General features: G+C 44.2%; 20 protein-coding genes. 1 reads left to right on the forward strand and 19 read right to left on the reverse strand.

Annotated elements, in window-relative coordinates; translation table 11 throughout:
- Positions 1 to 36: 36 nt before the first annotated feature.
- Positions 37 to 1,098: a DUF4831 family protein gene (locus tag HQ43_RS00390; protein WP_161785850.1), complete on the reverse strand. Its 1,062-nt coding sequence runs from the start codon at positions 1,096 to 1,098 to the stop codon at positions 37 to 39.
- 752 nt (positions 1,099 to 1,850) lie between these two features.
- Here HQ43_RS00390 and pnp point away from each other — a divergent pair.
- Complete coding sequence (gene pnp / locus HQ43_RS00395; RefSeq protein ID WP_036788255.1) at positions 1,851 to 4,067, forward strand: polyribonucleotide nucleotidyltransferase; 2,217 nt, start codon at positions 1,851 to 1,853, stop codon at positions 4,065 to 4,067.
- A gap of 87 nt (positions 4,068 to 4,154) precedes the next feature.
- Here the strand turns inward: pnp and HQ43_RS00400 are convergent, their stop codons facing one another.
- The 18 genes from HQ43_RS00400 to HQ43_RS00480 form a co-directional block, all read right to left on the reverse strand.
- Positions 4,155 to 5,336 (reverse strand): glycosyltransferase family 87 protein, encoded by a 1,182-nt coding sequence (locus HQ43_RS00400; RefSeq protein ID WP_081964492.1) that lies wholly within the window; start codon positions 5,334 to 5,336, stop codon positions 4,155 to 4,157.
- 105 nt (positions 5,337 to 5,441) lie between these two features.
- Entirely contained in the window at positions 5,442 to 6,188 is a 747-nt protein-coding gene (gene gpmA, locus HQ43_RS00405) for a 2,3-diphosphoglycerate-dependent phosphoglycerate mutase (RefSeq protein ID WP_036788258.1), read from the reverse strand.
- Between the two features lie 543 nt (positions 6,189 to 6,731).
- Positions 6,732 to 7,430: an outer membrane beta-barrel protein gene (locus tag HQ43_RS10110; RefSeq protein WP_161785852.1), complete on the reverse strand. Its 699-nt coding sequence runs from the start codon at positions 7,428 to 7,430 to the stop codon at positions 6,732 to 6,734.
- Complete coding sequence (locus HQ43_RS10115; protein WP_152567437.1) at positions 7,427 to 9,013, reverse strand: TonB-dependent receptor; 1,587 nt, start codon at positions 9,011 to 9,013, stop codon at positions 7,427 to 7,429. The genes HQ43_RS10110 and HQ43_RS10115 overlap by 4 nt, the downstream gene beginning before the upstream one ends.
- 266 nt (positions 9,014 to 9,279) lie before the next feature.
- On the reverse strand, positions 9,280 to 9,696 hold the full coding sequence (locus HQ43_RS00420) for a rhodanese-like domain-containing protein (RefSeq protein WP_036788265.1): 417 nt from the start codon (positions 9,694 to 9,696) through the stop codon (positions 9,280 to 9,282).
- Positions 9,697 to 9,715: 19 nt separating this feature from the next.
- Positions 9,716 to 11,011, reverse strand: a complete 1,296-nt coding sequence (gene tyrS / locus HQ43_RS00425; protein WP_036788433.1) for a tyrosine--tRNA ligase — start codon at positions 11,009 to 11,011, stop codon at positions 9,716 to 9,718.
- A 35-nt stretch (positions 11,012 to 11,046) separates the two neighbouring features.
- Positions 11,047 to 11,520, reverse strand: a complete 474-nt coding sequence (greA, locus tag HQ43_RS00430; protein ID WP_036788268.1) for a transcription elongation factor GreA — start codon at positions 11,518 to 11,520, stop codon at positions 11,047 to 11,049.
- A gap of 138 nt (positions 11,521 to 11,658) precedes the next feature.
- Complete coding sequence (locus HQ43_RS00435) at positions 11,659 to 12,336, reverse strand: TatD family hydrolase (RefSeq protein ID WP_081964493.1); 678 nt, start codon at positions 12,334 to 12,336, stop codon at positions 11,659 to 11,661.
- A gap of 21 nt (positions 12,337 to 12,357) precedes the next feature.
- Complete coding sequence (gene yidD / locus HQ43_RS09600) at positions 12,358 to 12,579, reverse strand: membrane protein insertion efficiency factor YidD (protein WP_081964498.1); 222 nt, start codon at positions 12,577 to 12,579, stop codon at positions 12,358 to 12,360.
- Positions 12,579 to 12,989, reverse strand: a complete 411-nt coding sequence (locus HQ43_RS00440; RefSeq protein ID WP_052102970.1) for a ribonuclease P protein component — start codon at positions 12,987 to 12,989, stop codon at positions 12,579 to 12,581. Before HQ43_RS00440 ends, yidD begins: the two co-directional genes overlap by 1 nt.
- A gap of 4 nt (positions 12,990 to 12,993) precedes the next feature.
- A complete protein-coding gene (locus HQ43_RS00445; RefSeq protein WP_036788273.1) occupies positions 12,994 to 13,743 on the reverse strand; it encodes a uroporphyrinogen-III synthase in 750 nt (249 codons plus the stop codon).
- Between the two features lie 35 nt (positions 13,744 to 13,778).
- Positions 13,779 to 14,558: a DUF4271 domain-containing protein gene (locus HQ43_RS10160; RefSeq protein ID WP_081964495.1), complete on the reverse strand. Its 780-nt coding sequence runs from the start codon at positions 14,556 to 14,558 to the stop codon at positions 13,779 to 13,781.
- Positions 14,500 to 14,967, reverse strand: coding sequence for an rRNA maturation RNase YbeY (ybeY, locus tag HQ43_RS00455; protein ID WP_052102971.1), 468 nt, complete (start codon positions 14,965 to 14,967; stop codon positions 14,500 to 14,502). The genes HQ43_RS10160 and ybeY overlap by 59 nt, the downstream gene beginning before the upstream one ends.
- A gap of 66 nt (positions 14,968 to 15,033) precedes the next feature.
- The gene (locus HQ43_RS00460) at positions 15,034 to 15,381 is read right to left on the reverse strand and encodes a hypothetical protein (RefSeq protein WP_036788279.1); all 348 of its coding nucleotides are present in this window, start codon (positions 15,379 to 15,381) and stop codon (positions 15,034 to 15,036) included.
- A gap of 28 nt (positions 15,382 to 15,409) precedes the next feature.
- The gene (locus tag HQ43_RS00465; RefSeq protein WP_052090051.1) at positions 15,410 to 15,754 is read right to left on the reverse strand and encodes an FtsB family cell division protein; all 345 of its coding nucleotides are present in this window, start codon (positions 15,752 to 15,754) and stop codon (positions 15,410 to 15,412) included.
- Positions 15,742 to 16,335 carry a YqiA/YcfP family alpha/beta fold hydrolase gene (locus HQ43_RS00470; protein WP_081964496.1) on the reverse strand — a complete coding sequence of 198 codons (594 nt, stop codon included), beginning with the start codon at positions 16,333 to 16,335 and terminating at the stop codon, positions 15,742 to 15,744. The genes HQ43_RS00465 and HQ43_RS00470 overlap by 13 nt, the downstream gene beginning before the upstream one ends.
- Positions 16,336 to 16,342: 7 nt before the next feature.
- Entirely contained in the window at positions 16,343 to 18,073 is a 1,731-nt protein-coding gene (gene dnaX / locus HQ43_RS09340) for a DNA polymerase III subunit gamma/tau (protein ID WP_081964499.1), read from the reverse strand.
- Between the two features lie 45 nt (positions 18,074 to 18,118).
- The gene (locus HQ43_RS00480; protein WP_036788287.1) at positions 18,119 to 19,345 is read right to left on the reverse strand and encodes an ROK family transcriptional regulator; all 1,227 of its coding nucleotides are present in this window, start codon (positions 19,343 to 19,345) and stop codon (positions 18,119 to 18,121) included.
- Positions 19,346 to 19,385 lie beyond the last annotated feature (40 nt).

Consider the following 19,385-nt stretch of genomic DNA (forward strand, 5'->3'; position numbering starts at 1 on the left):
GATTTTTTCATTTATGAAAGAGAAAGAAAGAGGGCATCACTGCTCGTAGATCCTTTCCAGTGCTCCCGTTGCAGGGAAGAAAGTGAGGCGGATAACGGCAGGAGCGTGCTTTTTGTTATTGAAAAGAGCCGGAGCCAAAGCCTCTTTCGTTCCGAGCTGAGCGATATATACCTTCTCTTGCAACAGTATCTTACCATCTCTCCTAAGGGTAATCTCCACACGTCCGGGACGATTATAGACAATCCCTTTGAGCGATTTTTCTGCCTTTTCTGCCTCTTTCGGAGTGAGTGCCGGGGCTTGATCTTCTATCTTCACACCCATATAGATCGGTTCGCCGGAAAGATCTTCCTTATCCAGTACACCCTCCATTTCGGAAAATCTGAAAGCCACACTGTTGGATATAGAGTCAGCGGAGAGGTTATCTATGGTGATCCGTTCGAGCGTCGAAGTAGTATAGCCTGTAAACAGCTCGGATAACGCTCTCTCTTGAGCATTGATATTGTCCAATGCCAACTTCAATGCCTGCCCATCGGGAAAAGACTGTTCCGCTTCGCCACTAACGATAGAAGTGCGCGCTTCTCTCAGTGTGTGTATCTCACGAGCGACAATCTCTGCTCGCTTTTGAGGGGATGTGGCTTGCAGATATTCCGGAGAGAACGATGGCTCGAAGCGACGAACATTTGCCTCTTCCGCCTTGCGAATCTCTTCTGCAAACGGTTGTATCTCATTGGGAGTGTACTCCGTGTTGACGGCACAAAGCAATCCGTCCTCCGTCAGCATCACAAAAGGAGCCACACTGCCCTCTTTGAACTGAACATGATACACCTTGTCTCTATCGGGGATGCCGTAGGTTTCAAGTCTGATACCCTTTAGTTCGTACAGAGTACGCGCTACCGAAACAGCCTCTAAGCCTAAATGTTGTCTGGAGAAACGTGCGTAGATTCCGGGAGTAGAGACTTTCTTCTCCACCAGCAAATGCAGGCGAACCTTAGTCTCAGGCAGTGAATAGACGACTCCCGGCGACTTTTTTCCGCCTGTGTCTGTATGTTTTTCCACTTTTGTCTGTGCTTCCACGCCCCAAAAAGATAGCGCAAGCATTAAGAAAAGAGTGTAAAAGATCTTATGCATATGCAAATGGCATTTTTAGACGGTTTATGTGCAAAGCTAACAAAAATTCTTGTTTTCCATAGTGTTTGCTATATAAAGTGAAAATCCGTGACAGCAAAAAGAATGAAGGGAAGCATAAAAAGGGGACATTTTTCGGGAGCTTTTATATAAAAACGGAGTTCCAAAATTTTGCGTCGGAAGCACTCAAAATTTCTCTTGCTCACACTCCCCCTTCAGACAAAAACCCATAACTCGCTACAAACAAGGTGCTTACAAACCATTGCGAATTCGCAAAAAATTTTTTCTCAGTCCGTTTGATGGGGCTTTTTCGCGTTAATAGGTGTAAATTTTAACACCTATCCCTGTAAACGTTTCCTAATAAAGAAATTTGCCTTTTCAGGGGCATTTTAGGGCAAAAATACGTAGACGATTGATTGTTAGCGTTTTAATCGTTTTAGCTAAACACTTTAATCGAATCCGGTAAACGTGTTTAATGAAATCACTAAACGTGTTCGTTGAAAAATTAAACACGTTTAGCCGAAAGAATATGCTCGTTTAGCGTTTTGGCTTAACAGACATCGAAATTTGTGTTAATAAAACGAGCTGATTTAACAAATCCGGCACCCCTCTGAAAACAGAGTACAAAAATAGAAATAATGATACCGATACATGGTGGAGACCAAATATTTAGCTACATTTGTACGATAATTCAGCGGATAAAAGATTAAATAAACAAATCAAGTATGATTCAACCTATTTCAAAAACCATCACGCTGGCTGATGGTAGAGAGATTGTCATTGAAACCGGCAAACTCGCCAAGCAAGCAGATGGTTCGGTAACGGTGCGCATGGGCAACACCGTATTGTTGGCCACCGTGACAGCTGCAAAAGACGCCAATCCGGGCGTTGATTTTATGCCCCTTTCAGTAGATTACAAAGAGAAGTTTTCTGCTTTCGGTCGTTTTCCCGGAGGATTTACCAAACGTGAAGGTAAGGCTTCAGACTACGAAATCTTAACTTCCAGACTCATCGACCGTGCCCTTCGGCCTCTATTCCCGGACGATTACCACGCAGAAGTCTTCGTTAATGTTATACTCTTCTCAGCCGATGGCGTAGATATGCCGGACGCTCTTGCAGGATTGGCTGCATCTGCTGCTCTTGCCGTTTCAGACATACCATTCAACGGTCCGATCTCCGAAGTGAGAGTGGCACGAATAGATGGTAAGTTTGTTATCAACCCGACCTTTGAACAGCTCGAAAGCGCAGACATCGACATGGTAGTGGCTGCAACGCTCGACAATATCATGATGGTCGAAGGCGAAATGAACGAAGTATCCGAAGCAGAAATGCTGGATGCCATAAAGGTTGCACACGAAGCGATCAAAGCGCAATGCCGGGCACAGATAGAGCTTATGCAGGCTTGCGGCACAACCGAAAAGCGTACATACTGCCACGAAGAGCACGATGAGGAGTTGCGCTCAAAGGTACGCGCAGATCTTTACAACAAAGTTTATGCCGTAGCTGTAAGCGGATCGTCCAAGCACGAACGCGCAGCAGCATTTGAAGCGATAGTGGAAGAGTTCAAAGCTCAATACACAGAAGAAGAGCTCGAAACAAAGGCTCCCCTCATCGCTCGTTACTATCACGATGTAGAGAAAGAGGCTATGCGCCGTGCAATACTCGACGAAGGCAAGCGTCTCGATGGTAGAGACACGCGCACCATTCGCCCTATATGGTCGGAGGTGGACTGCCTTCCCGGACCTCATGGCAGCTCTATCTTCACACGTGGAGAGACTCAATCGCTTACAACGGTAACGCTCGGAACAAAGAGTGATGAGAAGCTGGTGGACGATGTACTCTTCCACGGCAAGGAGAGATTCTTGCTACACTACAACTTCCCTCCGTTCTCCACAGGAGAGGCTCGCCCTCAACGCGGAGTGGGACGCAGAGAGATCGGACACGGAAACCTTGCTCACCGTGCGCTCAAACGCATGATACCGAAAGACTATCCTTACGTCGTGCGTGTGATGAGCGATATCCTTGAAAGTAACGGATCCAGCTCCATGGCTACCGTATGTGCCGGAACGCTTGCTCTTATGGATGCAGGGGTTAACATTACCCGCCCTGTCAGTGGTATTGCCATGGGACTTATCTCCGAGAACAAAGGTCAAAACTATGCGATACTCTCGGATATCCTTGGCGATGAAGACCACTTGGGAGACATGGACTTCAAGGTAACCGGTACGGAGAAAGGTATCACTGCAACACAGATGGACATCAAGGTGGACGGTCTATCCTATGAGATCCTCGAAAATGCGCTGGCACAGGCACGCGAGGGTCGTATGCACATTTTGGGTAAGATCATGGAGACGATCACCGAACCGAGAGAAGATCTCAAGCCACACGCTCCACGCATCGTCAATCTACGCATACCGAAAGAGCTTATCGGTGCTGTGATAGGCCCCGGAGGCAAGATCATCCAAGGCATACAAGAGAAATCCGGAGCCAATGTCAATATTGAAGAGGTGGACGGAATGGGTCTCATCGAAGTGAGCGGTACAAACAAAGAGAGCATCGACAAGGCTTTGGCGATGATCAACTCTATTGCTGCCGTTCCGGAAGTGGATAAAGTCTACACCGGAAAGATAAGCTCGCTGATGCCTTACGGTGCATTCGTAGAGTTCTTGCCGGGTAAAGACGGACTTCTTCACATCTCCGAAATAGACTGGAAACGCTTTGAAACAATCGAAGAAACCGGTTTGCAACAAGGAGCGGAAATAGAAGTGAAGTTGATCGAAATAGATCCAAAGACCGGAAAGTTCAAGCTTTCGAGAAAGGCATTGTTGGAGAAACCCGAAGGTTATAAAGCACCTGAAGGCAACAACAGACCTCCTCGTCAAGAGAGACCGGAACGACAAGAGCGATTCGTACACAGACCTCGCAGAAACAATAACGAGTAACATTCGGAACATCCGATACATAAGAGAAAAGGCACGCACCTGTCCGGTACGTGCCTTTTTCATATTCTTGCCGTCACTTTACCCCTGTCAGGCTTTCTCATTCAGCAGATAACGAGAGGAGAAGAGCAGGGAGAGCTGCAACCTCAACCATATCAGCGAAGGAAAGAGAGCCTTTATGGCATAAGGAAGGAGTATCTCATTTTTAAGCGTTTTCGGCATCAGATCGCTGGTGGTAAAGCTGAAAATCATCGCTCCCGTAAGCAGTACGGCATCCCATATACGGTACCGGCTGTTCCGGTCTCTGTCTATCCACCACAGCGCAATGCCGAGATAGGCTATGATATAAGTGTTGGACTCCGTTCCGGAGCTGAACAGCACAATAAACAGCAGCAGTGATGCCAAGACCGAACGCCTGAACAGCGCACTCTCATAAGCCTTGAAGCGAAGAAGCGGAAGGAGAAAAAGCAACATACCCGGCACTATCACCAGCAGGTCGCTATACTGTTCGGCTCCCGACAGCTTACGAATCATTCCCACCAGACCCATGTTCTGCATCAGAGCAAACATATTCTGCGTATTCTTTCCACCCAAAGCCACCAACCAGTTTCGGTACTGCTCCACGGCATAATCCCATCCGCCGAGCATCGGAAGCAGTCCGAGTAGAAGCGTCCAAAAGAAGAAGGAGAGCAGGAAGCTCTTTTTCTTCTTGGAGAAGAGCCAGAAGCACAGCCCCGCGATGCCATATATCTTGGTCAGAAAGCCCAAAGCGATGAAAAACGTAGCAGCCCAAGGCTTCTCCTTGACAGTGAAAACATAAGAGAGAATCAGCAGTGCGGCAATGAGGACATTGTACTGTTCCATCAGAAGACCCAGCAACAGTTCATTGGCTGTAACCCAAAAGATCACCGCCCTGCCGGATATGGAGAGACCGGGAATGCTCTTGATGGCATAGAAAAGCATGACTGTACTCACGACGAGCCATAGTACGACACCCGCAACAGGCGGTAACATGGAGAAAGGAGCTATCACCAACGTGAAGAGCGGACCGTACAAGAAGCGGTCGTGATACTCTGCCGGATAGTAGGAATACAGGTCTTGATGTTGCAGGAAGTGGTCCCAACTCCTCTCGAAAATCCGATAGTTGTTAAACTTCCCCCTTGCTATTTTCTTAAAGCAGGCAAACAGCAAGACGGCTCCCCACACCACCAAAGGAGTACGAGAGCTTCTGCCCAACGCCCCCAACACAGATACTATACTTTTTTTCTCCATCTACTCGGTTTTTCGGATAGTGCCGACAAACAGCCACACAAAGATAAGAAAAGCCATCGCAAAGCAACAGCTCTGCGATGGCTTCGGATAGCTATAAAAGTATCTTTACTTCTTCTTGCCTTGATTTGCTACGGCATCCATCAACTTCTTGATCTCTTCCGGATCGCCGATGAAGTAATCTTTTACCAGATTGTAGTTGTCGTCGAACTCGAATACGTAAGGCACAGCCGTTGGCAGGTTAAGGCTCACGATATCTTCGTCTGAAATATTCTTCAACACCTTGATGATACCACGAAGGCTATTGCCATGCGCTGCCACAAGAACATCGTCATGCTCTTTAAGAGTCGGGAAGATAGTACCCTCCCAGTATGGCAATATACGAGCCACGGTGTCTTTAAGCGACTCTGTAAGAGGAAGCAGCTTTCTATCTACTCCTGCATAGCGAGGATCGTTATGCGGTGCACGCTCATCTCTTTCGTCAAGAGGTGTGGGAGGAATATCGTAGCTGCGACGCCAGATATGTACTTGCTCATCGCCGTACTTCTCTGCAGTCTCCGCCTTATTAAGCCCTTGCAACATACCGTAGTGCTTTTCGTTCAGCACCCAATGCTTCTCTACCGGGATCCAGTCCAGATCCATCTGATCCAATACATTGTTAAGGGTCTTCACCGCTCTCTTCAAGTATGAAGTGTAAGCCTTACCGAAACGGAATCCGGCAGCTTTCATCTCCTTACCTGCTTTGATTGCTTCTTCTATGCCTTTCTCGGAAAGATCAACGTCTGTCCAGCCTGTAAATCTGTTCTCTTTGTTCCACTGGCTTTCCCCGTGGCGAATAAGGACAAGTCTTTTCATGTCTGATATCTTCTATGGATTATGTATGTGAATTAAATTCTATCCTACAAGGCTTTAGCTCTTCTGCCATTGCCTTTCACAAAGATAACGAATATTTATCACAAGCAAAGAGCCATACTCACACTCTCACCCCTCCCCCTTTTTCTCTTCTGTGCGGACATAAAAGAGGATAAATGCGTACAAAAGTTCTCTTTATCGTATTCATTTTCTCCGCTCAACGCATTCACATCTCCAAACCGAAGCACGATTGCCATTATTCAAGCCCTGATTTCCACTCTTCAAACTCCGATTGCTACACATCAAGCCTTGAAAAAGACCCCCAAAAAGGTTTAGAGCAACTTCTATACACTTACAAACAAAAATATTAACCGGTTTACGACTGTTTTATCATCCGATTACGACTTGAAGCATTGCCATCACAGCCATCAGGGCTAACAATAGGTGAAGAAGCGAATAGAGGAGAGAAAGAAAAATCTCAAGGCAACTCCACTGCCGGAGCCGCCTTGAGATCTCTTTTTATCCTGTTTCAGAATAGTGTTTCTACTATTTCCCGGAACCTACACTCATACCTTCATCTGCCGATTGATTCAGACGAGATTCGCCATTGACACTCTTTCGGGTAGAAGATTTAAGCTCTTTGTTGCCGAACGTATAGCTCACTCTGAGCGTGAGTTTAGGGCTATGCCAGTTTTTGGAAAAGGAGATCGGGGTATTCATCCCCACTATCTCTCCTCTGGCAATATTGGTATTGAAAAGGTCGTATCCCGTTAAGGAGAATTTCCAGCTGCCCATACGTTTGCTAAGAGTAAAGTCTACCCACCACTGTTTTTCTGTCTTGTAAACTCCCACAAAAAGAAGACTGTAATAGGTAATCCCGGCATCGAAATACCATTGGGCAGGCAGGTTCAGAGACTGCTTGTGTTGGACATAATAGGCATTGAACAGACGATTGTAATCCGCAGCGTTCACAACACCTCTATCCTGCTGAAGATGATGTGCCAAGTAGATTGAAGCAAACCACTGCAAACCATTCTCCCGGTAAATGAGAGGCATCGGTGTTCCGGCAACAAGGCGCAAGTAACGGCTATTTTCAAGATTTGTTTTAGCCAAAGTATAGCCCCCTTTATGAGGCTTCAGGTATTCGATGATCGGATTTTTCTCATCCGACAGGCTCAATTCCAGCATAGCCGCCCTCAAATAGGTATAGCTGAGGGAGAGATTGTATCTTGTGCTGTTTTTCAAATCAGGGTTTCCTTCGCAGACAGAAAGCCCGAAGAAGACGAGACATAAGGCATGAGGTCTCGGAAAGATGGGCGTTTGTAATAGGTCTGCAACATGGTCGAAAAACGATGCTTACGGGAGAAGTCGTAAGAGAAAGAGAGGTAAGGCTGCCAGTTTAAGAAAGCATCCGCCTTGCCCTTTTCCATTCCGATCCAGTGGTTATCCAGTTGGTCATAGTTGAGTTGCACCCCGGCATAAGTATCCACAGCCTCTTTGCGATAGCGTAGAGAGAGATAAGCGAAAGTGCTGCTCTCCTTATAGCTATTGCTCTTACCATCGGGAGAGTCTTGGGGCATGGTGTCAAACCTGCTGTCGTTTCGGATACCGCCAAACCGAGTACTAATGGTAGAGGTGAAGCGGAAAAGGAAGTCCGTTGCGATTCTGAAGTAATGATACCGGTCTTCCAATGCTCCGTTGATGGCGGAGTTGTGAAAATAGTCTCGATGGTTAAGGCTGAAAGTGTAGTCTGCATAGTTGTTCCAGCTCCACCTTTTCCCGGAAGAAGAGTGGAAAAGATTTACCGTTCCCACTTTTCTATCCATATCTATCCTGTTGGAAGTATTGTATTCCAATCTTTCGTCAGAGAGGGTAAGATAACTTCTCACCCCGATCAGATGCCGAGGAGACACCTGCCACTCCGACCCTATCTGAATACCATGCCTCCGATAAGGATTTACAGAGGTTGTATTGGCTCCTATGGATGTTGTAAGTGTCTCTTTTCGGCGATTGTCGAAATATTGGTAAGCAAGATAGTTTCTTGTATTTCCTTTGTTATAATTAAGGCATACACGACTGTTGACGGACAGCAATGCCTGATAGGATATATCCGCAGAAAGAAAAGCGTTAAAGCCTTCGTTCGGCTTTTTCTTGGTGATAATATTCAATACCGCATCTACACGTGTGCCGTACTCAGAACCGGGATTTCGGATGAGTTCCACGGATTCCACATCGGCTATACCGAGAGAAGCAAGATAGGTATGCACTTCATTATTTGACAATCGAAGTATCTGACCATTGACGGCAACGGTCAGATTGTAAAACCCGAAGATGGAGAGGCTGTTGTTTTCATTCACTTGTACACCCGGCAGGAGCTTTATACCATCCAAGAGAGTTCCGCCCACGGCAGCAGGATTGGCGGACAGATTATATACGGCATTGCTTCCTTTGTAAGACACAAACGGGCATCGGCTCACAACAACCACTTCGTCCAACTGTTGCGACCTCAACGTTATGACGATCGGAGGCAGCTCTACCTCTTTTTCTGAAACGGTTACCGCATTGTTTTGAGGATAGTAACACTCCTCTAAATAAGAGACCAGAAAGCGGTATCTGCCTTGTGGCAATTCCTGGCGAAAATATCCTTTAATATCACATACTGCCGGATAGAGCTGTGTTGTATCCCGAATGTTCTTGAAAACAATAATGGCATTGGTCAGCGATTCTCCTGCCTGATCTTTGAGATGACCCGAAACCTTGTAGCTGTTATTCTGAGCCACCAAAGAGAATATGGGGTAGAAAAGAAGTAAAAGAAGAAGTTTTTTCATACTGCAATATCAGACTAAAGGGGCGATTTCTCCGATCAGAAGTTCAACACCGGCACGTATAGAGCATTTATCGTTTGGAAATCAGCCCCCGTTATTAAGCTTTGTCTTTTTTTGCAAATATAGACATTTTATAAAAGCAGGAAATGTATTATTAGCATAGTTCTTGGCAGGAGGCAGATATTCAAGAGAGGGCATAAAAAAGAATCGGGATCGTAAAGATTACAATCCCGATTCTCTGTTTTATTTTCTCGTAAAATATCCGGCTATTATCCCTTCTTATATGCGACATAAGCCGTATAGCCACCATTCAGATTATAAATGGTAAAGTTTTTTGCAGAAAGCATCTTTGCAGCTCTGAGCGAACGACCTCCGGATCTGCAGTAAACAAGAACGGGCTTTTTCGGATCAAGAACCTTCAATGCTCTCTCCAGGAAGTAGTTCTGAGTAACATCTATCAGAATGGCTCCCGATATAAAGCCGGCATCATACTCGGCTTTAGTCCGAACATCGACAATCTGCATATTGGGATTTGCTTCCAATAGTTTGTCCAGCTGTGATACTTCCACATTTGTAATTGTTTGGACTGTCTCTTGCGGAGAGGAACTCTTGCAACCGACGAACAAGGCAGCAACAGCAAGAGCGGATACCACAAATAGTGCTGCTATAACTCTCTTATAATTCATGACTCCTCTACTTTATGGTTTAAGCGAAAGTGATAAGGAAGTAGTTTTTCTTGCCTTTCTGTGCAAGGATATACTTCCCGGCAAGAAGATCCGAAGAGGTCAATACCATCCCTTCACTCTCTACTTTCTCTTTGTTTATACTCACTCCTCCACTCTTTAGAAGCTTACGAAGCTCTCCACGAGAGGGGAACATTGCAACCTCATCGGCTAATAGATCCAATATGTTGATACCCTCCCCGTTGATCTTATCCATGGGCAGTGTAGCAGATGGGACACCTTCAAAGAGTGCAAGAAGTGTATCTTCGTCCAGCTTGGTAAGTGCTTCTCTGGTTGCATTTCCAAAAAGGATGGCAGACGCTTCCACGGCAGACTCGTAGGCTTCTCTCGAATGCACCATACAGGTAACCTCTTCCGCAAGTCTCTTTTGCAAAGGACGCAGATGAGGTGCAGCCGCTTGCTCTTCTTCCAATGCCATTATCTCCTCTTTGGTGAGCGATGTAAAGATCTTGATATACTTGGCGGCATCTGCATCCGAGACATTGAGCCAGAACTGATAGAACTTATACGGTGAGGTGTATTTCGGATCCAGCCAGATGTTTCCACTCTCTGTTTTCCCGAATTTACCACCATCAGCCTTGGTGATAAGCGGACAAGTGAGAGCGTATGCTTCGCCTCCCAATGTCCGGCGAATGAGTTCCGTACCGGTGGTAATATTACCCCACTGGTCGGATCCTCCCATCTGCAAACGACAACCTTCATGCTGGTAAAGATAGGTAAAGTCGTAGCCTTGTATCAGCTGGTAAGAAAACTCGGTAAATGAAAGCCCTTCACCACTCTCTCCGGAAATTCTCTTCTTTACAGAGTCCTTTGCCATCATGTAGTTTACAGTGATATGCTTGCCGACATCTCGGATAAAGTCCAAGAAGCTGAACTCTTTCATCCAGTCGTAGTTGTTTACCAACTTGGCAGCATTAGGGGCATCACTCTCAAAATCAAGGAACTTTGCCAGCTGTTTACGTATTGCTTCCTGATTATGACGCAAGGTATCTTCGTCTATCAACTTCCTTTCGGCACTCTTCATGGATGGGTCTCCAATCATTCCGGTAGCTCCTCCAACAAGAGCTATGGGGCGGTGTCCCGCTCTCTGAAAGTGGCGAAGCATCATGACACCCACAAGGTGTCCTATGTGTAGAGAGTCCGCCGTAGGGTCTATACCCACATAAGCAGAAGTCATCTCCTTCATCAGGAGTTCTTCCGTACCGGGCATCATGTCATGGATCATACCTCTCCAGCGGAGTTCTTCAACAAAATTTATCATCTTGGTATATATGGCTTAATGTATATGTATGCTTAAATTTCAATCTTCATGATCTCGAATGTTACAGTACCGCTCGGCACTTTTATCTCAACCACATCCCCGACCTTCTTTCCTACAAGACCTTGAGCAATGGGAGTGGATATGGAGATCTTACCGGCACGCAGGTCGCTCTCTGTGTCCGAAACCAGAGTATAAGTCATGACAGCATTGTTGGCTTTGTTCTTTATGGTTACCTTATTCAGCATATGCACTATGTCCGTACCAATCTTAGATGTATCCACAATGCGTGCATTCATCAACTTGGAGCGCAACTGAGCTATACGTGCTTCCAATAGCCCTTGAGCCTCTTTCGCAGCAGAGTATTCTGCATTTTCGGAAAGGTCTCCCTTGTCTCTCGCTTCTGCAATCTGGTTAATCACATCAAGCCTGTCCACCGATTCGAGCTTCTTTATCTCCTCTACAAGCTTGTTGTATCCTTCTTCCGTAAGGAGTGTATATCCTGCCATAATATAAAGTTTGTTTCAAAATATTGAGACCTCACGCCACAGGGATGAGGTATAAAAAATATTTAGACCAAGACTTTCGCCTCGATCTAAAAACATGAAAATATTCACAATAAGGTATTTACTCGGACAAAGTTAAGGTTAAATATGGATATTAGCAAGGAATGCTTTATAAATGTGAGCCTTGAGATCCCCTATCGAGATGCCCAAAGCCTCGGCAAATACACTATAAACATCCGTGATGTCCTGACTGCTCTCATCGCTTTCCAAGAGGAACGGCTTCTCTTTCAGCCATGATAGAATACCGGGATCACTTGGAACGACCCGGAGAGAGACTATAATGCTCGCCCGATAAAGCTGCTCCAAAAGCATCTGCTTGCCTCTGAACCCATGCACAATCCAAGCAGGAGGATCGGGCAAGAGCCCTCTCACGGATGCAAGAGACAACAGCCTGTCCCAACCACCTACCATGTGAAAGAGGCAGGGCAGGCAATACTCGGATGCTATACGCAGCTGCATTTCGACCCATGCGGTCTGCTCGTCAAGAGAGATGGATGAACGTCTGTCCCAACCGATCTCTCCAATCGCCACAATATTGTTTCCCTTAGGATTCTGCAAGTATTCACGCAGAATGGATTCTCCCTCTTCCAGGGTCAAATCTTGCCTAAGAGACATCGGATGTATGCCTATGGTAAGAAAATTAGAGCCGGAAGGCAGCTCTTCTTGTATGGGATCTACTACAAAAAGAGCCATACAATCCGGTCGGTCTGCATATTGTCGCAGATGCGATAGATGTGTATGGCTGTCTATGTATTGCATTATCTTTATCGCTTGAAAAGACTATGGTACGGGGTCGTATCCACTTCCGCCCCACGGATGACACCTTAAGATGCGTCGAACGGTAAGATATAAACCCTTAAACGGACCATGCTTCCGAAGAGCCTGAACGGCATAGGTGCTGCAAGTTGGCGAGAATCTACAACTCGGAGGAGTATATGGAGAAATGCACTTCCGATAGAAATAGATCGGCAAAAGCAGTATCTGCACCAATAGTTTTTTTATCATTCTGTTTCCTCCTTTCGTTCCAAAGAGCGACAAACCTCAGTGAGCTTTCGCAGAGCCTTCTTTACCCCCTGCTCTATTGCAGAATAAGAAGAAATACCATCTCCGATATAAAGAAAAGCAACAAGAAGACCGGAACTCTTTTCGGCTTGAGTCAGCAACTCTTTCTTGTGAAGACGATAAGCTTCTTTGGTTCTTCTTCTTACCAGATTTCTATCCACCGCATGCTTGAGCCGTTTTTTCGGAACACTTACCAACAGTTCCACGGGAGCAAGCATGTCTACCTCTTTTCCACAAGCGTAAACGACCTTGAAAGGATAAGCTACAAATCCGGTACGAGAAGAGAATACCCTTTCTTTATGAGAATTAAGATAGAGACGCTGCGACTTTGGGAATGTAGCTTTGGACACTTGTTTACTTATGCTTCTTAATATAGTGCTCAAGAGCAGCAGTCATTGAAGGGAACTCCGGAGATGGAGCTTCAATATTCACTTCAAGTCCATTCTCTCTAAGAGCCGAAGCGGTAGCCTCCCCGAAACAAGCAAGAAGCTGTTTGTTTTGCTTATACTCAGGATAGTTGCTCTTTAGAGAGGTTACACCATTGGGGCTAAAGAATATGAGAAGATCGTATCCATCTATCTCTTCCTTTGTAAAACCATTAGGAACAGAGCGGTATATCGCACTGGTAGAATAAGGGATCTTTTTACTGTCCAATACTGCAACAATATCTTCCTTTAGTCCTTCTATTCCGGGGATGAAGTAAGTCTCCTTATTGTGCTTAAGCAAGAGAGCATGAAACTGAGCCGCCTGCCCGCTTTCATGATAAAACACTTTGCGCTTGCGATACACAATGTACTTCTGCAAATAAGATGCAATAGCTGCACTATGACAAAAATACTTCATATCTTCCGGCATCGTCAAACGTAACTCTTGAGTAAGCTTGAAGAAATGGTCTATTGCTGTTCTGGAGGTAAAAATGATAGCTGTATGATCTAAGATATTAACTTTCTGATCACGAAACTCTCTTGTTCCAAGCGTTTGGATAGAGAAAAATGGCTTAAAGTCCACCTCAAAACCATACTGCTCAGACAATGTTATATATGGGGACTTTCCTGTTACCGGTGCCGGCTGAGACACCAATATTCTTTTTATTTTTGCGCTCATTAAAGTCGTATCCTGTTCTTCTAAGATTAGGATTATCACACACTCATACTACGAATAAATTGCCACACAGCAACAAAGGGTAGTATTTCCAAGGCGCAAAGGTACAAAATTAGATGTAATGAATAACGAAGATTAAACTCTATTAACTTCCAAGACTTATAAAAGGAGGTTAGTCGGTAAAGAAGAAATAGAGCTAAAAAGAGCCATATAGCACTGCTTTTGTTGCTACTCCAGTTCAAGAATAAGGCAAAAGGCAAATATAGAAATGCTCCCCATGTTGTAAACAGAACAAACTCCTGGAACTGCCATAGTCTCTTTGTCTCTGCTGTCATAAAGATAGCCCCTATAACAGACCTGATAATCCAATGAAAAACTATAAAAATAAGGACAGCCCCTGCGGCTATCAATAAGAACCGAGACGTAGAGAAGAAAGGATCGGAAAGATAAGACTCTACGGAGAGAAACAGGACTAAAGAAGCCAGCAGAAAACCTTGCAAGCCCAAAAAGAATTTCATCCCAAAGGAGAAGCCATATATATTTTCCCCCAGCGCATCTTGCGGCTTAAGTCTTAAAGCTCCTTTGATACTCCCAAGAGAGTAGTTGGGATGAACCGCATACATCACGGCAAAAAGAAGCAACAGAAAGACAAGAGAAAACACAAAAAATGTGCTGTCATATCCGGGAGGTTCAGGAGCCTCTCCTTGAAATTGAATCGGGAAAGAGGGGAAGTTCACGAAAACGTGCAACGTTTTAATATCAAGAACGCTTAGTCCAGATCTCTTCGTACTTTTCCGGAAGAAGGGCAAGAGCCGCATCTTCTTCCTGTCTCATAGTTTGTTGTTCTTCCTCTGTGGCATCTCTATACCCACAAAGATGCAAAACGCCATGAATCATTACACGAAGAAGTTCTCGGTAAGAAGGTTCACCAAAGATTGTGGCATTACTATCAATGGTTTCAAGACTGATGACAATATCAGCAAAAAGAAGATCGTCTACGCAGTTGTCAAATGTCAGAATATCTGTCTCATAGTCATGGTTGAGACTTTTCTTGTTAAGTCTTCTTATGAAGCGGTCATCACAAAAAACGTAAGTGATCTCCCCGATACGCTTACCTTTCAACTCCGCAACTTCTCTAATCCAATTTGTAATGACACGACGCCTGAATCCGGGAACTTTTATATTGTCGTTTTCTGTTGTAAATATAATATCTGCAGATCTACTCATGGCTCAATAGGAATTAAAGAATAACAACACCAACCATTACAAAGGTAAGAAATCTATCTTATATGCTTAGCTTCTAACACCATCCCTAAATATGTACCACGCGTGTAGCGCAGAGCCGATACAAAATAAAAGCATCCACAAATTTGAAGCCGTGTAAACAAAGTATGCAGCCACAGCCATTGCAACAGCACCTAAGAAACCTATGCGATGTAAGCGCCGTTTTGTCGGAGAGATATCTTTATCTCTCTTAGGAATGGAGAGAAAATAGTACAACAATAGTAATAGCACCCCAAAAGTGTAAATAAAAAAACCGCTTTGAGATCCAAGAAAAACAAGGAACGTTCCTCCCATTGTAATGAACGTCCCTAAAAGTACGGCGATATAGCCTTTTGGCATTCTTTTTTCCGCTGACATGAATATCTCTATATATTTATATTGTTATCTATGAGCCTGATAGATTCTTCACTTTCTCTCTATCTATGATGTAAAGATCCTCATTGGGGGCTTTCATTAAAAATGTCTCACGAGCAAATCTCTCCAACTCAGACTTATCGAACTGTAGCTCCTCCAACATCTCTTTCTCTGTTGCAATCTGCTTTTGCAACTCTGCTTTCTCTCTTTCCAACTCATTGATTTGGTCATAGTACTTCATCTGATTGTACAGATTATCATCGCTCGGCCAAAGCAAGAATAGTGCAATCAGTATGGCAAAGAGTCGTCCGGGAGTAATTTTTCCGGAAATCTTCTGAACAATTTTTGTTGCTCGTTGAATATCTATTTCTGGCATAATCTAAAATGTTCAATTTCAGGAATAACATAAGCCTCCACCTCTTCATAAGAAAGCTGATGCATGGCTTCTATGTAAATCTTATTTCTGTAGTACTTATCAAACAGATCGTCTTGCTTTATCACTTCATCCTGCAAGGAGAATATTCCTACAGTTGCTTCTACATCCTTTTCAGAAATTCTTTTCCACTGTTCGGATTCAACCTCTATGTATGAGAGCAACAAATCTTCTGTTACCTCAAAATCTTTCTCATCCGGGTCAAATCTCTCGTGATAAAATCTCAATCGAAGTCCCTTATAACGCCCCATCACTTCAGATGTTGTAAACGCCGGATTGATAAGAATCTTCTTCTTTGCCGGAAGTTGATGAGCAAAAAGACCTCCCATTGAACTTCCTATAATCACATCCGGTTCTTCTCGATGCACAATGTCCGAAAGAAAACGCAGAGCCTCATGAGCATTAAGAGGGATGTCCGGTGTCAGGATATGATCTTTAGGAAGAAGATCTCTCAAGAATCTCCCACGAGAACTCATATAGGAAGAAGTTAAACCGTGCAGATAAAGGATAGTAAGAGTTTTCATATACGCCCTATCTCACCAATACAAGCTTCCACAATTCCTCTATTTCCGAAAAGCGCGAGTCGATATTTCTAAAATATTCCAACTTATCTTCTATCTTCGTCGGAATAGCATCCTTATGACCATCCAGTAGCAACGTGGAGAGAGAGAGATAATCATTGGATAGCTCCTCCCGTAAAAATACGAGAAGCTCATCCTTTACTCTTTCTATCTCTATTTTGCTTTGAAGATTATACGTTGGAGCACAGATGTCTTTAGGAGAGTTTCCAATACCCGGCCTACAATCCATAAGAGTTCTTTTAAGGATTATACGTTCATCCTGCATTCCTGCAAACTTCTGCCAAGCCTTAACAAGCTGCTCCTCTGTAAAAGCACTTTCTCTCAGATTCGTTTCGGACCTACTCTCCCGTATCTTCTCGTCATCATCATTGGCATGAGAAATAGAGAAACTAAACTTATTCTTATAGGCTTCTTTATTAACCTTTTGCGGAGTAGTTGCAGGAGTATTATATGTAAGAGAAGAAGTCTCCCTCAATATGGAAGTTGAAGGTGCAGGATTCGGTTCAACATTATTCTTCGGCATATCTCGTCCGGAAGTTTCTCGCTGATCTGTCTGGGGAGGTGTGTTTGTGGAAGAATTCAGTTCAGAACTATTCTGTGCACACATATTGATAAGAGCAACCTCTGCAGAAAGTCTTTTACTGGATAGCTGTCTATACTTCTCCTCATAACCAGCAGAGATTTTCAGACAATTCCAAATCATAGCTTTGGAGCAAGTCTGTGCAGCTTTTATATAGCGTCCTCTTACACTATCTATCACTTCAAGCATAGAAGCCGTTCTGGGATCTTGAGCCAATAATACATTCCGGAAGAATGCTGAAAGTCCGGTCATAACCTGAAGAGGATCAAAACCTTTGACAAGAACCTCCTCCAATAAAAGCAGGCATTGATGATAGTCCCCTCTTAAGACATAGGCCAAGAATCTAAAATAAAGAGCCTCATCCAACTTCCTAAGATTTTCCAGAACAGATTGGTACGTGATATTTCCTTGTGTAAAGCCCGCTATTTGGTCAAATATGCTAAGAGCATCTCTCATCCCACCATCGGCATGTACGGCTATTGTCTGTAATGCTTCGGGCTCTGCAGATACTCCCTCTTGTGAGGCGACATAAGCAAGATGGTTAGCAATATCCGGAACAGAAATACGATTAAAGTCAAAAGTCTGGCAACGCGAAAGTATCGTAGGCAGGACTTTGTGTTTTTCTGTTGTAGCAAGAACAAATATTGCATGAGCCGGTGGCTCCTCCAAGGTCTTAAGAAAAGCATTAAATGCCGATGAAGAAAGCATATGCACCTCATCAATGATATAGACCTTATATCTTCCGGTCATGGGGCGGACTTGTACTTGATCTATAAGATTTCGCATCTCATCCACAGAGTTATTGGACGCAGCATCCAATTCTATAACGTTGTAAGAACTCTGTTCATTGAACATCTTACAGCTCTCACAAGCATTACAAGCCTCACCCTCTGAAGTCCTATTAGTACAGTTTATTGTTTTCGCAAATATCCGAGCACAAGAAGTCTTTCCCACTCCACGAGGACCACAGAATAGATAAGCATGTGCAAGCTTATCTTCCGTAATGGCATTCTTCAAAGTGGTTGATAAGGCATCCTGTCCTACCACACTTCTAAATGTAGCAGGTCTATATTTTCTTGCCGATACAATATACTGACTCATTGCTTCCGCATATATCATTAGAGGAACGTTAAAACGGATTTCCCCTTAAATTCCCTCTGTAAAAATTTTATGCCTTGCGAGCATACAGGCTCCTACGACTCCTGCCATATCTCCGAGTTGTGAATTCCGGAGCGTGGTATCCTGGTTGACCATATTAAGAGAGTACTTCCGAATAGCCGTCCTAAGCGGCTGTATAATGTAGTCTCCTGTCTTGCAAAGTAGCCCCCCAAGAACTACAACGTTGGGATTAAAGAGATTGATCAATCCGGAAATATGTTTGCCTAACTCCTGTCCAATCTCTTCAAGAATCTCTATACAGAGAATATCCTCTTTTATGGTAGCTTCCAAGATTTCTTCGAGCGATACATTTTCTATTGTCTCAGGAGAATAGTTCTTTTCTGCAAGTAGAATAGAGCTACTTCCATTCTGAATTCTGTTTATAAACTTCCGATGTATGGCACTCCCGGAAGCCTCCGTTTCAAGACAACCTTTCTTCCCACAACGACAAATGATTTCATTATCATAGGCGTGTATGTGACCAAACTCTCCGGCAAATCCACTTTTGCCATTATAGGGCTTGCCATTAACAATAACTCCGAGACCCAAACCCCAAGCGGCATTTACAAAAAGCATATTGGATTCCATCGGAGCATAATGAGTGATATACTCTCCGTAGGCGCAGGCTCTTGAGTCATTATCAATATAGGTTTCTATACCGAGATGTTCATTAAAATAGTTCGTCAAAGGTTCATTGAAGAAGTTAAAGTAGCTATAGCTATATCCGGTCTCCGGATTCACCCGACCAAACATATTGATCTCTACACTAAATATCTTGTCTCGATCCACTGTAGGACGAGCCAAGAAAGTCTTTATCTCCGCAACAATATTCTGTAAGCACTCCATCGTATTCTCAAAGCGAAACGGCATTTCCATAGATGTCTCTACAATCTCTCCGGCAAAGTTCATCAAAGCAATGTTGATGGTATTGACTCCGAAATCAATCCCCAAAAAATGCGCACAATCCGCATTCACGCCATATAGGAACGGGTGTCTTCCTCCTCCACCAGCTTCAAGTTTTCCACAATCCCCAATCCAGCCGGATTTGCAAAGCTCCATAACAATCTTGTTGGTAGTGGGCAGACTCAATCCTAAATTCTTTGCGATACTGGTCAAGGTAGAGTTTCCTACCCGTAACAGGTATGCCAATATTTCTCTTTTCTGCAAAAGATTCTTTCCACTTGACTGTAAGGAATGTTCTAACTTCTTATTCATTGCTGCATTGCGAGGATTTATCTATTGATGATGCTTCTGT

This window comes from Porphyromonas canoris, from assembly GCF_000769115.1.
GTDB classification, from domain to species: domain Bacteria; phylum Bacteroidota; class Bacteroidia; order Bacteroidales; family Porphyromonadaceae; genus Porphyromonas_A; species Porphyromonas_A canoris.